Genomic DNA, 14,353 nt, shown 5'->3' with positions numbered 1-14,353 from the left:
ACCTTCCTCTTTCCCTATTCTGTTTTTATTTTACAGGTCAATCATGACTTTGATGTAGTTCCCACCCGATGACTCGATGGTATGGTAGGCCTCTAAATACTGCCGAAACGGGAAGCGATGAGTGATCATGGGGCCGAGACAGAGTCTTCCCCCGGACACGAGTTCGATCGCGCGCAGGTAATCTTCTTTCTGGTACATTAAAGTCCCGATAAGGGTCAATTCGTGATCCTGAACCAATCCGAGATCAACCACAGGTTTTTGCCCGAAGACTCCCACGACAACAATAGTGCTGCCCTTCCGGGCAATTTCGATAGCGCTGGTGATCGTATCTTGTACCCCAACGCATTCGAAAATTACATCGGCTTTCCGCTCGCCCATGTATTCAACTACGGCTTTGGCAAGGTCCTCCTTGCGGGGATTCACCACTTTTTCGAAGCCGCATGTTTTCGCCATTTCCACTTTGTAGTCACTGATGTCAGTGATCATTACTTTTGCGGCACCAAGGGCTCGGGCACATTGTCCTACCAGACTGCCAATAGTGCCAGCTCCCAGAACAAGGACGTGTGCTCCAGAGACAGAACCGAAGCGGCGCAGAGCATGGACGGCTACTGAAACCGGTTCGACCATTGCACCCTCATCCAGTGAAACGTTCTCGGGGAGTTTTAAGACTTTTTCGGCGGCGACCGGGAAATATTCCTGCCCGGCGCCATCTGTCTGGAATCCCATGACTTTCAGGTGGTCACAAATATGGTACTGCCCAGTTTGACATGGATAACATTTTCCACAGGTAACCTGGGGCATGAAAACCACTTTATCACCAGGTTGAAACTCAGCGACCCCGGGGCCTACCTCGGCAACTATTCCTGAAACTTCATGCCCCTGCACTACAGGATAGCCAGTATAAGGGTGTTTCCCGTGATAAACATGGATGTCCGAGCCACATACCCCAATTCGACGCACCTGGATGAGTACTTCCCCGGCCTGGGGCTGAGGTTTATCGATTTCGCGAAACTCTATTTTTCCGGGTTGGGTCATGACCGATTGTAACATTGCACAAACCTCCTTCTTGTTGGAAAGAATACCATTTATCCGTGGAGTGCGTACTCAATTAAGTCGGTAAGCGGACAGGTGGCCAGCCCGATGACATGGTCAGCTCCGCCATAAAAGACGTAGACCACTCCATTGACTACAGGGTTGGCGCAGGAGAAGACCACGTTTGGCACATCACCCCGCAACTCCCACAATTCTTCAGGCCAAAAAATGGGTTCCCGTGGGCGACGAATTACCCGGGTTGGATCTTCCAGGTCGAGTAAGACTACACCCATACGGTAAACTCGTTCCTGGTTATAACCATGGTTGATTAATAGCCAACCGTGCTCTGTTTCAATGGGGACGCCATTGCTCCCCACACTCAGGCTATCCCATCCCTGCCCAGCACGCGGTCCATAAATGGGTTTCATCCACTTTTCAGGCCAGGTAAGCAAGTCCTCTGAATAGGCCAACCAAACCTGGGGCCAACGACGATGCAGGGCGGCATAGCGTCCGTTGATTCGGCGTGGAAAGAGCACATGGTCTTTGTTGTCTTCTCCACGTACGATAGGGCCCAGGGTTTCCCAGGTGATGAGATTATGGCTACGGGCTACCATGGGAAGGATACCTCCCCCGAGATGAGTGGGTTTCCCTTCACCTGAAAATTCCCGTCCGTAGGCGGTAAAGGTCATGTAGAATGTCCCTTCAATTTCTACCACGCGAGGGTCTTCTACCCCGCGGGAATCAGCAGCATCCCGGGGTTCAAGGATGGGTTGTTGAAGGCGATTCCAGTGAAGTCCATCCTGACTGACAGCATACCCGATACGACTAATCCAATCGAGCCCTTGCGCCCGGTAAAGCATGTGGAAAAGGCCATTGTGGTAAATCACCGCTGGATTGAAAACGTTGTAGCACTGCCAGGGAGATTGCAGATCGGGTAAAAAGATGGGACTGGCAGGATGGCGGGATAGTTTCATGAGAGATGCACTCCTTATTCGTCGAGGTTTTAATGGGTCCAGGCGGAACCCAATTCCCAGAGCGTGAAGTCTCGAATTTGAATGTGACCGGATTGAGCGCTTACCATAAATTCAGGGAATTCTGAATCGGGCAGGTAGCATGAAGTGAAAGAGACCAATCCATCCTGGGCGAATAACTCCAGAGAAGTTCGATCAACCAGGATACGTACTTTGAGAGGTCCCGAAAGAGGTAAAAGTGGGGCGGTCTGGCCCTGGTAGGAAATGGTTCCTGAATGAAGATCAAAAACCACTTCTTGGCCATGGATTTTAAACTTCAGCCTACCATGGCTTTCCGGTTCGATCTGGCAGGAAAAATCGATCAACCCATTATTTAAGTTGGGAAGAGTAAAACTGTTATTCTGGAGTGGAATTTCTGAGTAATAATGCCGCTGAATATAAAGGGTTTCAATCTCACGAACGGGTAAACGAGATAAGCGCAAGCCAAGAGGCGTCTGTACGAGGCGGAGTTCGCATGGGAAGCTCATTTGCTGGTTGAAAGGCATCCCCGGGTACTTCCCTCCGCGCATCCAGGCAATCTGAATCCGGCGTCCTTCCGGGGCATCACTGTACGTTTGACATGCATAACAATTGGGTCCGTAATCTCCGACGATTAAATTGGTTTCGGGTTGGAAGTGCTTTCCATCAAAGCTTCCAATATAGTAGCGCCCATTCCCTGCAATCCACACCCATTTAGAAAAGTTTGAGCTGCCTTCCAGGGAGATTTCAAAGAAATCAGGGCATTCGATACTATCAGGGGCAAAAAGAGTATGTAGAGGTGACCAGGTTTTCAGATCGGGGGAGGAAAAGAAGGCAAACTCGTTTCCATCGAGATAAAGAGTCATAATCCAACGACGAGATGGAGCATGCCAGATGACTTTTGGATCACGGTTCTCGGGGCGCACACATGCCAGCACCGGGTTCCCTGGATATTTTTGCCAGGTATATCCCCCATCGGTGGAATATGCCAGACACTGTGTAAAGGATTTCCCCTCTGAAGCTGGCGAAGTGTTTCCAGCGGCAGTATAAATTAGAACGATAGGAGGGTGCCCCCCCTGTTGAAATTCAGTAGTATTTTCCCAATCTACCACAGCACTCCCGGAGAACATGGTGCCCAGTTCGTCGGGTTCGAGAACATTGGGAAGTTGTTGCCAGTGGACAAGGTCGGGACTGATGGCATGTCCCCAGGTCATATTCCCCCATTCCAGGCCAAAGGGATTATGCTGAAAAAACAGGTGATAGATTCCCTGATAATAAAACAAACCATTGGGGTCATTCAGCCAATTTTTTCTGGCGGTGAAATGAAACTGGGGGCGAAGAGTCTCGTTGTAATCAGTGGTATCGACCATAGGTCCTCGCTGTTTCAATCATTGCATGAAGGTTTTCAAAAGGAGTATCGCGACCGCATTGATCGCCTGTAGACAGAATAAACCTACCTCCATCAGCCGCAGCGTCGATTGCCCGTTTGCTGGCAGAAATGACGTCCTCCGGAGTTCCATGAAGCATAACCCGGGTGGTGTGCAAATTCCCTTTCAGAGTCAATTTATTTCCATAAAGATGTTTAATCTCTGCCAGATCGCAATCTCCCATAGGAGGTTCCTCAAGAGGGTCAATTACGGTTAGCCCCGTTTCTTCCGCAAAAATTCGCACCAGCTCTTTTTCTGGGCCGCACGAATGCACATGACTGAATATCCCATCCCGGGAAGCCATTTCCAGAACTTTTTGGACGGCTGGAAAGGCAAGTTGATGGAAGATTTTTACGGACTGGAACACCAGGGTGCCTGACCCGCCAACACAGATGAAATCGGGTTTGACTTCAAGAGACATGATGCGTTGATAGCGTTGAACGGCTTTCTCAATTCGTTCTTCAGCCCAACGCTCATGAAGTTCGGGATGATCAAAATAATAAAAAATTTCTTCCTGGTTGTTGAGTGCTGCGGTGGAAGTAACAAACACTCCCACCAGTCCCTGATCTCCCATTTGTTCTTTGACGCGCTTCAATCCGTTGGGGCCTAAATCTACCACTTTCCGACCTTCTACAGGTTCCCAACGCCTAGGGACCGGAGGGAGAGATACTTTCTCAGGGGGAATATTCATGGTAGGAGGGTCAGCAACATAATAAACATTGACGGTAGGTTTCCATACCATCTTCCCATTTTCTTTGCGCCCTGCCTGAGTTATGATGCGCTCGGTACTTCGGAAAACAATAAAATCTTCCCAGCCTTCATCCCTGACTTCCTCGGGGAAAGTCAATGGGAAATAACCATCCATGAGAGAGTCGATGTTGAAATATTTTGCGCATTCTATGTAGGCTTCCCAGATGGGTGGGTCATTATAAAGGTAAAGTTGCCAGAAAGGCTTTCCGGTTAATTTAGCCGGTATCATGTTTGAGAAATCAGGCGCTACAGGGACGCAGTCGGGGATTTCACCTTTCAGGACTGTTAATAATCTCTGGCGAGGATTCATAAAATGCTCCGTTTCACAGTGAAAACGATGGCGTCATTAGCCGGTATTGAGCAAACCCATTCATGGTTGGCTTTTTGTTCTGGAGGTTCTCCCCTCCAGCTTTGATCGGGCTTCCATCCAACTGGCAAGGTGATGAGCTCATTCTGGAAGGATGGACTGTAGTTGATGAGGATTAATAGCCGGGTGGTCTCGTCCAAAGGATGTTCGGTAGTTCCAACCTGAGGATTAGATTTTCGAGAAATTTTCTGGCCGGACATTTCTTCAAAAATCATTTGATAAATTTTCCAGAAGGGTTGTGCTTTTGGGTCATAAAAAACCCCCGGGCTTTTAACCAGAGTGATTTCCAGAGGCAGGGAGAGAAAAATAATCTTCCCCTTTCCATAAGGATGAAGGGTGAACACGGGGTTGCCATCTGGCTCTACGGCGAGTGCTTTTGCGCCTTGCAGGGCTAATTCCAGGCGAATCGGGGCGTCCAGGGTTAATTCGCCAAAGGCACTGCTGGTGAAATGAACAGCCTGTGAACGGTGAGAACGGGTTTGAATTTCAACCCCAAAAGGTTCATTGAAAGGTGATAAGAGGCCATCATGGTAAGAAACGTAAAGAATGGCCCCTTCTCTAACACGGTTAAGCAATTGTAACCAGCGTTGACGGGAAATGACAGATTGCCCCCGAACGCAGGGTAGCAAATAACATGGTGCGGATGGGAGGGATTGGTCTGCGAATCGGAAAGAGAGATCGAATCCGGCCTGTTTAGACAGGATAAAGGTGGCAAACGCAACTCCCCATTGATCCTGATCGTGCGAGAGAATGCAGACTGCGTCTTTCAATGTTTCTGGCAGTTGGTGGATGGGCAATTTCTCAAGCCAGCGTCGAAAGTTTCCGAATTCTATTAAGACTGGTTTCGGAGCATGTTCGAGGGTCAATAAACCCAACTCCCTTTCACATGCATTCCAATCATAAGGAGCATGTTCAAGGTGTGACTGGTCAAAAGCACACCACCAGAGCAGGCCATGACAACCATGAGCCCAGAGTGAAAAGAGGCAGGTCCGAGCAAAGTCGGCGGCAATGCGGTCACTTGCAAGGAAGGGACCCAGTGTGCCCAATTCTTCGGGAAATGTCGGTTTTCCGCCAATATCGGCATAAAAACGGGTTTCGGCGGTTGAATGTAAGATTGTCCGTATGGTATGGATGGGATCCAGATCGCAATAGGGGGTGAAATACGGATATGGATGGGTTGTGAGAATATCGTTCCATTCTGCTTGATCTTGAATGCGCCAGATAGCATCAGGGTCTGGGGAAAGGGAATGCATACCAGAGATCACAGGGCGGAATGGGTCTTCCGCGCGAATGGTGGTGGTAATGGCAGAGGTCCACTCCCAGGCTTCTTCGGGTGAGGACAGTGGTGCCATGCAATTACATTCATTGCCCAAATCCCAGGCTAAAATTGCAGGATGATCTTTCATCTCTCGGACAAAGAAGCGAACAAAACGCACCTGCCATAAACGGGCAAATGGATCTGAAAGCACATTCCGTCCCTCGAGTGCGGGTGGAACAAAAAGCCTACCACTCATCCAGCCGGTTAAAATTCCGACGATCAATTTTAAATTCATGGTTTCGGCCAAGTCGGCAAAGCGCCTGAAGCGAGACATCATGATGGGATTTACGCCAGAAAAACCAGCATCATCTTCTGGAAGAGGAGCTTCACCAAAACGCACTTCTTTTGGAGTTCCGGCGCCAGCCCGTAACAAAGTGATAGGTTGAAAATCGGGCCAGAGAGGGAATACTCGTAAAATTTGTAATCCATGCCGGGCAAGTACCTGAAGGTCGTGCCGGACAATATCTTCTTTCCAGTCTGACCACATACGGGTCCCTGCATGTGAGGCCCAATAATTACAGCCGATTATAAAGTTGCCAGGTTGGGTGAGGAGTGATTCTGGTGTGCCCATGGATTCTACCGCCCGAAAAATTTTAGAGCGAATTAATTGTAGCATTCCTTGGGGGATTGTAAGAGTTTTATAAGATGGCTTGACATCTCGGTTTGAGCAAGTAGAATTGATTTCCATAAGGAGATGCTATGAAATCAGAGATATTCCCTTCTGGATTGGTTCCGATGGTTACCGAAGTCACCGAGCGTGGTGAACGAGCTTATGACATATATTCGCTGCTATTACGCAACCGCATCATTTACCTTGGTACAGCGATTGATGACAGGGTTGCGAATAATATCGTGGCACAAATCCTGTATTTAAGTAACGAGGATCCCGAAGCTCCGATCAAAATGTATATTAATTCGCCGGGTGGCCAGGTATACGCCGGGCTGGCCATTTACGATGCTATGCAGGTGGTGCCTAACCCGATCAGTACCCTGGCAGTGGGAGTGACAGCATCTTTTGGTACAGTTCTTTTAACGGCTGGAACGAAAGGGATGCGATACGCCTTACCGAACGCCACGATCCATATGCACCAACCTCTGGGGGGAGCACAGGGACAGGCTACAGAAATTGAGATTCAGGCTAAAGAAATCCTCCGTCTGAAGGCACGTTTGAATCAGATTCTCTCAGCCCATACGGGGCGAACTGTGCAGGAGATTCAGCGGGATACGGATCGAGACCGGTATATGACCGCTGATCAGGCAGTTGAGTATGGACTGGTGGACTCGGTGATGGAAATTCCTGCTGTAAAACGCTTACCAGGTCTATAAATCTAAAATCGAGGTGCCTCCGTTGTTTGTTTCTGAGAGGGATGCGTTGCGCCGGGAGAAGGATGATTACTTTCGAACCAGCCGGCATAGCCCGTTAAGTGCCGAGCAAAAAGCTACCTTTCAGGGTTTGCAGTATTTTCCGGCCAGTGAACAATGGGTGTTTGATGTCCCCCTGGAGCGGTACGCTTCTCCAAAAAAGGTGCTTCTAACCACCAATACCGGAGATGTGCAGGAATATCTTAATGTTGGGCAGGTGTGTTTCTCTGTAAATGGTGAAGAGGTAATCCTGCAGGTTTATCAATCTATCCCGGGAGATGATTACTTTATCCCCTTTGTAGATGCTACAGCTCCGCATGAAACGTATGGAGCTGGGCGTTACCTGGAACCGGACATTATCCGAGAGGGCTGGTTGCGATTGGACTTCAATCAGGCTTACAACCCTTATTGTGCCTATAATGACCTGTGGAGTTGCCCAATTCCCCCTGTGGAAAATCGATTGAAGATTCGTATTGAAGCAGGAGAGATGAACTTCCATGAGTAAAAAACTACGGGGAGATCCCCGTAGTTTTTTATAATCAACCAGTGCAAATACCAAACTCGTATTGCCTTGCCCAGGTATCTTTGTCGCCGGGAAGGAGCTCAATTTTTTTGAAAACTTCTACACTTACCACATGTGTGGTTCCCCATAAAGCTATGCGCTCTGGAGGGAAATTAACTTTTTCGCTCATGAACAGCCCATCATCCGAGTGATGAAGCTCCCACATGGTACAGAATTCTCCCTCAGATGGTTCGCGGAGTTGCTGAAGGTTTGTCAGGCGGCAGTAAAAAGGTGTGGCCGGTGTACGATGCCAGGATAGTTCTCTATCATTTACATTCAAAATGGAAACCTGTTTTTGAATATATTTTCTGGCGGCAGTATCTGCAAAAAAGGGAAGGAAACGTCGAATCCACTGGGGGAGCTGGTTTCGGACCATTGGGGTAATGTCTTCAAAGGCGATTTTCTGCGGAAAACGAAGGGTATAGTCTGGCCCAATCGGTCGTTGATTAATTCCGATGAAGTTATGTACATATTCATTGGTGAGGATGGACTTCTCCCCTGTATTTTCCAATTCGTATTGAATCATCATTCGATTATTTTCTACAGAAATCTGCTTTGTCAGTCGCGCTGCATACCCCCGGCACTCGATTGGATGAACCGTGAAAATGACCTGTTGCTTTGAAGCAGTTATTTCAATAGGAAACGGCTGAGAAATCTGGTGAGGATTCCAGAAGCTGTAGGTCGGGGAGTCCAGTCGGGTGAGCAAACCAATGCCCAGTTTGGGGAAACATTCCCCGGGCTTTGCCTCATCATAACCTATGGGCTGGTCAATTCCAAATTCATTACAAATGCCAATGCCGCCGGTTCCTTTTCCTGGAGTATAGTCCTCAGGAACACAAAAGGTATGCTGGCCATCCAGCGTGACCTGTGTAATGAACCCGCTCCAGTCGAAACGTGTGCCATGATAAGCCACACCAGGCTGAGAGATTTCTACCGTAAGCCGATCACTTTGGAGCATGATTGGTTGTTCGATATTCATGGGAATTCCTTTCATCCTGTCAATTGGAATGGATTAAAGTTGGTGTGCCAATCATAATAATCTTCCGATTCGGCTTTCTTTAGTGCCGTTACTACCCAGTAGGTTACAGGAGTCATCAAGACCTCGATTCCGACCTTGAAGATGTAATTTGTAATCACAAGGGTAGTGAAGATATCCCATGGGAAGACGCCTGCAAGGGTGGCAATTGCAATAAATAAGGAGGTATCGATGACCTCACCGATCAGGGTGCTGCCGATGGTCCTTGTCCAGAGCCAACGTCCCCGCGTTAAGAGTTTCATCTTTGCCAAAACATAGGAATTGCTAAATTCTCCGGCAAAATAAGCGATCAGGCTGGCGAATACGATTCCTCCGGAACTAAATCCGCCCAGAATGGCATCGTAAGCCTGTTGTCCGGCATAGTTCTGCCAGGTGGCTTCACCGGGAAGGCCCTGGATGATACGAAAAACCAGGGCTGAAAAAGCCAGGGCAACGAAACCTGCCCAAATTACTCGCCTTGAACGCCTGTATCCGTAGACTTCAGTAAGTACATCCCCAAAAATATAACTGACAGGAAAGAGGAGAGTGCCGGCATCAAAGGCAAGATGAAACCCCAAAATAGTGACTCCCCAATCTACAATTTTTGCGGCTGAAGCAATGTTACTGATCAAGAGAACGGTAACGAAAACGACCATGACCAGGTCAAAATAACGATATGGACGGAAAGTTTCGTCAGGTTTGATCTTCGTTGTCATATAGTGTTCGATTTATAACGCCGGGTTACTTTTAATCTTACCCTGAAATCCGAAAGATGTGGGAATGTCTGAGTTGACTGGTTGGAGTGCAAATATTTGCCTGTTTATTAAGAATATGATAGACTTATCGATTGCCATGTTCAAATATCTTCTGCACTGGGTGATTGTTTTCTGGTTAGGAGGTAACTTAAACCTGCTGGGTCAGCAGGTGTTGATTGATTCACCACGACCAGGGGAGGCTCTTCAGGGGCAGGTGCCTATCATCGGTACCACTGACATTGAGGGAATTCGTTCTTTCGAAATCAGCTTTGCGTACCAGCGAGACGACACCAACACCTGGTTCTTAATCGGACAGGGGGAGGGTGTTTTTCGCGGTCAAACCCTGGCGGTCTGGGATACTACAACGATTAGTGATGGAATCTACCGATTAAGGATCCGGGCTTTTCTGAACGACGGTCGAACTCTGGAGTCGGTAATTACAGGGTTAAGGGTGAGAAACTATTCTCCAATCGAAACGAATACTCCGGAACCAGATCGAACGAGTATCCCGGGGGAAATTACAACCAGGCCTGCAGATTACCTTCCCGTGAAATTAACCAGCACAATTGAAGCTGAGCAGGATTTACAGGTTACCACGTCCATGCTCGGAAACAGTCTGGTGCGGGGCGGCTTTATTGCACTGGTCATCTTTATTATTTTGGCGGTGTATCTTGGATTACGAAGCCTGTTTCGCAGGGGGTAAAAGTGTTCCATTTTGGGAATCGACGATCTGAGCCTGAGGACGATGTTGCTCGTTATCTCATTGTCGGGCTGGGAAACCCGGGCCGCGAGTACCAATTTAATCGACACAATATTGGTTTCCTGCTTATTGATCGGTTGTGTAGAGAATTGTTAACCACTCCAGGAATGGTTCAATCCAAGGCGATCATCGCGAAGGCGCAATTTGCCGGAAAAAAGATCATTCTTGCAAAACCCCAGACCTATATGAATCTTTCCGGGCAATCGGTTAGCTCTCTGGTGCGTTTTTATAAAATTCCAAACGATCATTTACTGGTGGCTCACGATGACCTTGACTTGCCGCTGGGAACAATCCGATTACGCCCGGGTGGAGGTTCGGGAGGACAAAAGGGGGTTTCCTCTATCATTCAACAGCTTGGTACGCAGGACTTCCCACGGTTGCGGATTGGAATTGGGCGGCCACCTGGCCGTATGGATGCTGCGGCATACGTCCTGCAGGATTTTAATCAAGAAGAAAGAGAAATTTTACCTGAGGTTTTGGATCGAGCGGCCAAAGCGGCTCTGGTGTTTATTGAAAATGGGCTTGAGACAGCCATGAACCAGTTTAATGGGAATAAAAAGAATGGAAATTCCCTTGCTTGACAGGATTCGCACTCTTCCTCCGTTCCAGGATTTAGTCGTTGATCTGAAGAGCGGGATGTCGGTTCCGGGTTTGGCATTGCCTCGTTCTGCCCGCCTTCCGGTGAGCGAAGCGTTGAGGCGTGAACTGGTTCGTCCGGTGTTGTTAATCACCGATCGTGCTGACCGGGCTCTCATGCTTGCTGATGAACTGGGCTTCTGGTCACCCAATTCGCCTCGCTTTTATTTCCCAGAACCCAATCCTTTATTTTATGAACAGGCCGCCTGGGGAAACGTGACCCGGAGAGATCGTTTACAGGTACTGGCTGCTCTTGCAAGCCTTTCTCTCCCCGGAACTTCACGTCCGGTTGAGCCTCCTATAATCGTTGCTCCTGTGCGGGCTGTGATGACACGTACGTTACCGCGGCGTGAATTTATCAAGGCCAGCAAATCCATTCGAGTGAAACAGGTAATTTCACTCGATATCCTCCAGCGTTCACTGGTGGAGATGGGATATGAACCCGCGGATATGGTCGTTGAACCCGGGCAATTTTCTCGCAGGGGGGGGATTTTGGACGTCTGGCCGCCTGCCGAATTGAATCCGGCCAGATTGGAATTTTTTGGGGATGAAGTAGATACTCTTCGTTCCTTTGACCCTGCAACTCAAAGAAAGCTTCATTCTATTGATCGGTTATCGATTACTCCAGCAAGAGAGATTCTACAGGGAAAACGTTCTGTAGAAACGGAATTGGATGAATTTTTCATTCCACTGGTACACACAACCCCTGCTACGATTGTAGATTATCTGCCACATGTCTCTCTGGTTTTAATCGATGATCTGGATCGGGTGCAAATGGCTGCCCTGGAAATTGAGGAACAGGCAGTTAAACTTCGCACCGAATCGATTGCGGAAGGCACCCTGCCTGAGGATTTCCCGGTTCCTTATGTGAGCTGGTCAGAATTGCTGGATCATTTAAGTGGTAAGGTTTGGGCGGAGCTGGGTCGGACTACCGCTGATGAAAACCCGAAGCTGGCTGAATGTTTTACTCCCGGCCCAAGGTATGGTGACAGGCTAAAACCATTTCTGGAATATGTCTATGAACGTTGCCAGGCGGGAGATCAGGTGGTGGTGGTTTCCAGACAGGTAGCCCGGATCCAGGAATTATGGCAGGAACAAGCACAACCCGCGATCCAGGTTCACCCGAGTTTTATTGAAGGCACCCTTAGTGAGGGGTGGGTTTTACGGCAGCCGGATGGTAAAAACCTTCATCTCCTGACCGATAGCGAAATTTTTGGCTGGGAGCGCCCTCAACCTCGCCTTCGTTCGCGGCAGGTTGTATCACCTCCTGAGGCTGAATATACGGATTTCAAGGTTGGAGATTATGTAGTTCATGTTGATTACGGCGTTGGCCGATATGCCGGGTTAATGCGCCGTGTTATGGAGGGGGTGGAAAGAGAATACCTCACCCTCGAATACGATGGAGGAGATACGCTTTTTGTGCCGGTGTATCAGGCGGATCGGTTAAGCCGCTATGTGGGACCAAGTGGAGAGCCTCCAGTCCTCACCCGTTTAGGCGGTAATGAATGGCAGGGGGTCAAGCAGCGAGTCCGCGAATCGGTGCTTGAGGTTGCCAAAGAACTGCTTGATTTATATGCACAACGGCAGGTAGCCAAGGGGTTTGCGTTCAGTAAGGATACTCCCTGGCAACAGGACTTAGAGGCGGGTTTCCCGTATATAGAAACCGAAGATCAGCTCCGAGCTATCGAGGCCGTAAAGCGAGATATGGAACGACCACGGCCTATGGATCGTCTTCTTTGTGGTGATGTGGGGTATGGAAAAACCGAGGTGGCGTTACGGGCGGCATTCAAGGCAGTGATGGATGGAAAACAGGTGGCAGTTCTGGTACCTACCACCGTGCTGGCGCAACAGCATTATGAAACCTTTAAACAGAGGCTTTCGCCTTTTCCAGTCACGGTGGAGATGCTCTCGCGATTCCGTAATTCCAGAGAACAGAATCGAATCGTCCGACAGCTGGCTGAGGGCTCGGTGGATATTATTATTGGGACGCATCGTTTGTTACAGCCTGATGTTCAATTTCGTGATCTGGGGCTGGTGATTATCGATGAAGAGCAGAGATTTGGCGTTACTCACAAAGAGCATTTCAAGAAACTGCGCACCTCGGTAGATGTCTTAACCCTGACCGCCACCCCCATTCCACGCACATTGTACATGGCACTCACGGGTGTGAGGGATATATCTCAAATCAATACGCCTCCTGCGGAACGCTTGCCTATCGTTACTCACATTGGCCCTTATTCACCTCGGTTGGTGCGCCAGGCGATATTACGGGAAATCGAGCGTGGGGGACAGGTCTTTTTTGTCCATAATCGGGTGCAAACCATCCATGGCATGAAACAACATTTACAGAAATTGGTGCCAGAGGCACGTATTGGAGTGGCTCACGGTCAGATGCCAGAAGATGAATTATCGAAGGTCATGATGCAGTTCACCGCGGGTGAAATTGATGTACTTTTATGTACCTCCATAATCGAATCGGGACTTGACATTCCGAATGCAAACACCCTGATTGTAGATCGAGGGGATACCTTCGGGCTGGCGCAGTTATACCAACTTCGTGGGCGGGTTGGACGTGGGGCGCAACGTGCGTATGCGTATTTTTTCCGTCATCGAAGAAAGAACCCCACCCCGGAAGGGCAGGAACGCCTGGAAATCATCGCCGAAAATACACAGCTTGGGTCGGGATACTCCATCGCCATGCGGGATTTGGAAATGCGCGGCGCCGGGGAACTGCTTGGGACACGCCAGCATGGAATGATTGCAGCAGTTGGATTTCATCTTTATACCCGAATGTTAGCCCAGGCTGTGCGACAACTCCGTGAAGCTATGGGATTGAAAGGATCAGAAGAGGAGCAAGGTCAGACCGCTGTCAGGTTGCCGGTTAGTGTAGATTTACCCCTTGCTATTGGGATTCCGGTAGAGTATGTGCCTGACCCTCATTTACGATTGAAGTTATATCGGAGGCTGGCCGACCTGGAACGTGAAAGCGAACTGGATACCCTGGAGGAAGAATTCATCGATCGATTTGGCCCTCTTCCAGAAGAAGTTAAGAATTTATTGTTCCAAATGCGGGTGAAATTACTCGCTCAAAAAGCCGGGCTGGCTTCTATCTCATTTGAGGGAGATCAACTGGTACTGCGTTTTCCAGCTTTGCCTGAAGGGGTGACTGACCGGAATCTCCCTGCTTTGGGTAAAGATGTGCGTGCAGGGAAAAATGCCTATTGGATCGCGGGGGGAGGTAATGGTAATGGTTCCTGGAAAAGTCGATTACTGGACGTTCTTTCTGGTATGATTGAACTATCACAACCAAACCACGTGAATCCTGTCAGGTGAGATAGAACTGAAAGAATAAAAGATCCGCCCTGGCTGGTTGTAATTTT

Annotated in this window: 12 protein-coding genes; 5 read left to right on the top strand and 7 right to left on the bottom strand. The window is 48.9% G+C overall.

The features are described 5' to 3' along the window. Positions 1-30: 30 nt before the first annotated feature. Genes ATHL_RS07935 through ATHL_RS07915 form a run of 5 tightly spaced genes read right to left on the bottom strand, consistent with a single transcriptional unit; the run spans position 31 to position 6,370 of the window. Entirely contained in the window at positions 31-1,050 is a 1,020-nt protein-coding gene (locus ATHL_RS07935; RefSeq protein ID WP_062191877.1) for a zinc-dependent alcohol dehydrogenase, read from the bottom strand. Positions 1,051-1,085: 35 nt separating this feature from the next. Beyond that, positions 1,086-2,006 carry a glycoside hydrolase family 130 protein gene (locus tag ATHL_RS07930; protein WP_062191874.1) on the bottom strand — a complete coding sequence of 307 codons (921 nt, stop codon included), beginning with the start codon at positions 2,004-2,006 and terminating at the stop codon, positions 1,086-1,088. Between the two features lie 29 nt (positions 2,007-2,035). Continuing rightward, complete coding sequence (locus tag ATHL_RS07925) at positions 2,036-3,391, bottom strand: glycoside hydrolase family 32 protein (protein ID WP_062191872.1); 1,356 nt, start codon at positions 3,389-3,391, stop codon at positions 2,036-2,038. Continuing rightward, positions 3,375-4,508 (bottom strand): uroporphyrinogen decarboxylase family protein, encoded by a 1,134-nt coding sequence (locus tag ATHL_RS19130; protein WP_062191869.1) that lies wholly within the window; start codon positions 4,506-4,508, stop codon positions 3,375-3,377. Before ATHL_RS19130 ends, ATHL_RS07925 begins: the two co-directional genes overlap by 17 nt. Continuing rightward, entirely contained in the window at positions 4,505-6,370 is a 1,866-nt protein-coding gene (locus tag ATHL_RS07915; protein WP_062191866.1) for a glycoside hydrolase 5 family protein, read from the bottom strand. The genes ATHL_RS19130 and ATHL_RS07915 overlap by 4 nt, the downstream gene beginning before the upstream one ends. Before the next feature lie 212 nt (positions 6,371-6,582). Here ATHL_RS07915 and ATHL_RS07910 point away from each other — a divergent pair, with 212 nt between their 5' ends. Further along, entirely contained in the window at positions 6,583-7,209 is a 627-nt protein-coding gene (locus tag ATHL_RS07910; protein ID WP_062191863.1) for an ATP-dependent Clp protease proteolytic subunit, read from the top strand. A 22-nt stretch (positions 7,210-7,231) separates the two neighbouring features. Further along, positions 7,232-7,750, top strand: coding sequence for a DUF1684 domain-containing protein (locus tag ATHL_RS07905; RefSeq protein ID WP_084001273.1), 519 nt, complete (start codon positions 7,232-7,234; stop codon positions 7,748-7,750). Between the two features lie 34 nt (positions 7,751-7,784). On the opposite strand, the gene ATHL_RS07900 is transcribed toward ATHL_RS07905, so the two are convergent. Both ATHL_RS07900 and ATHL_RS07895 read right to left on the bottom strand, forming a co-directional pair. Beyond that, positions 7,785-8,786, bottom strand: a complete 1,002-nt coding sequence (locus ATHL_RS07900) for a hypothetical protein (protein ID WP_062191858.1) — start codon at positions 8,784-8,786, stop codon at positions 7,785-7,787. An 11-nt stretch (positions 8,787-8,797) separates the two neighbouring features. Next, entirely contained in the window at positions 8,798-9,538 is a 741-nt protein-coding gene (locus ATHL_RS07895; protein WP_062191855.1) for a queuosine precursor transporter, read from the bottom strand. A gap of 115 nt (positions 9,539-9,653) precedes the next feature. Between ATHL_RS07895 and ATHL_RS07890 the strand changes: the two genes are divergently transcribed. From ATHL_RS07890 to mfd, 3 genes are read left to right on the top strand one after another with little or no spacing between them, the layout of a single operon-like run. Continuing rightward, the gene (locus tag ATHL_RS07890; RefSeq protein WP_062191853.1) at positions 9,654-10,280 is read left to right on the top strand and encodes a hypothetical protein; all 627 of its coding nucleotides are present in this window, start codon (positions 9,654-9,656) and stop codon (positions 10,278-10,280) included. Between the two features lie 2 nt (positions 10,281-10,282). Continuing rightward, positions 10,283-10,918, top strand: a complete 636-nt coding sequence (gene pth, locus ATHL_RS07885) for an aminoacyl-tRNA hydrolase (RefSeq protein ID WP_062191850.1) — start codon at positions 10,283-10,285, stop codon at positions 10,916-10,918. Next, positions 10,899-14,306 (top strand): transcription-repair coupling factor, encoded by a 3,408-nt coding sequence (gene mfd / locus ATHL_RS07880; RefSeq protein ID WP_062191848.1) that lies wholly within the window; start codon positions 10,899-10,901, stop codon positions 14,304-14,306. The genes pth and mfd overlap by 20 nt, the downstream gene beginning before the upstream one ends. The last annotated feature ends 47 nt before the right edge of the window (positions 14,307-14,353 follow it).

The organism is Anaerolinea thermolimosa, assembly GCF_001050195.2.
Lineage (GTDB): Bacteria > Chloroflexota > Anaerolineae > Anaerolineales > Anaerolineaceae > Anaerolinea > Anaerolinea thermolimosa.
The sequence above is the reverse complement of the archived record's forward strand: the minus strand, read 5'-3'. Positions and strand labels throughout refer to the sequence as shown.

Coding starts and splice junctions, on each gene's coding strand:
- ATHL_RS07935 (WP_062191877.1), bottom strand. CDS start 1,050: ATGTTACAATCGGTCATGACCCAACCCGGAAAAATAGAGTTTCGCGAA.
- ATHL_RS07910 (WP_062191863.1), top strand. CDS start 6,583: ATGAAATCAGAGATATTCCCTTCTGGATTGGTTCCGATGGTTACCGAA.
- mfd (WP_062191848.1), top strand. CDS start 10,899: ATGGAAATTCCCTTGCTTGACAGGATTCGCACTCTTCCTCCGTTCCAG.
- ATHL_RS07925 (WP_062191872.1), bottom strand. CDS start 3,391: ATGGTCGATACCACTGATTACAACGAGACTCTTCGCCCCCAGTTTCAT.
- ATHL_RS07900 (WP_062191858.1), bottom strand. CDS start 8,786: ATGAATATCGAACAACCAATCATGCTCCAAAGTGATCGGCTTACGGTA.
- ATHL_RS19130 (WP_062191869.1), bottom strand. CDS start 4,508: ATGAATCCTCGCCAGAGATTATTAACAGTCCTGAAAGGTGAAATCCCC.
- ATHL_RS07915 (WP_062191866.1), bottom strand. CDS start 6,370: ATGTGGTCAGACTGGAAAGAAGATATTGTCCGGCACGACCTTCAGGTA.
- ATHL_RS07895 (WP_062191855.1), bottom strand. CDS start 9,538: ATGACAACGAAGATCAAACCTGACGAAACTTTCCGTCCATATCGTTAT.
- ATHL_RS07890 (WP_062191853.1), top strand. CDS start 9,654: ATGATAGACTTATCGATTGCCATGTTCAAATATCTTCTGCACTGGGTG.
- ATHL_RS07930 (WP_062191874.1), bottom strand. CDS start 2,006: ATGAAACTATCCCGCCATCCTGCCAGTCCCATCTTTTTACCCGATCTG.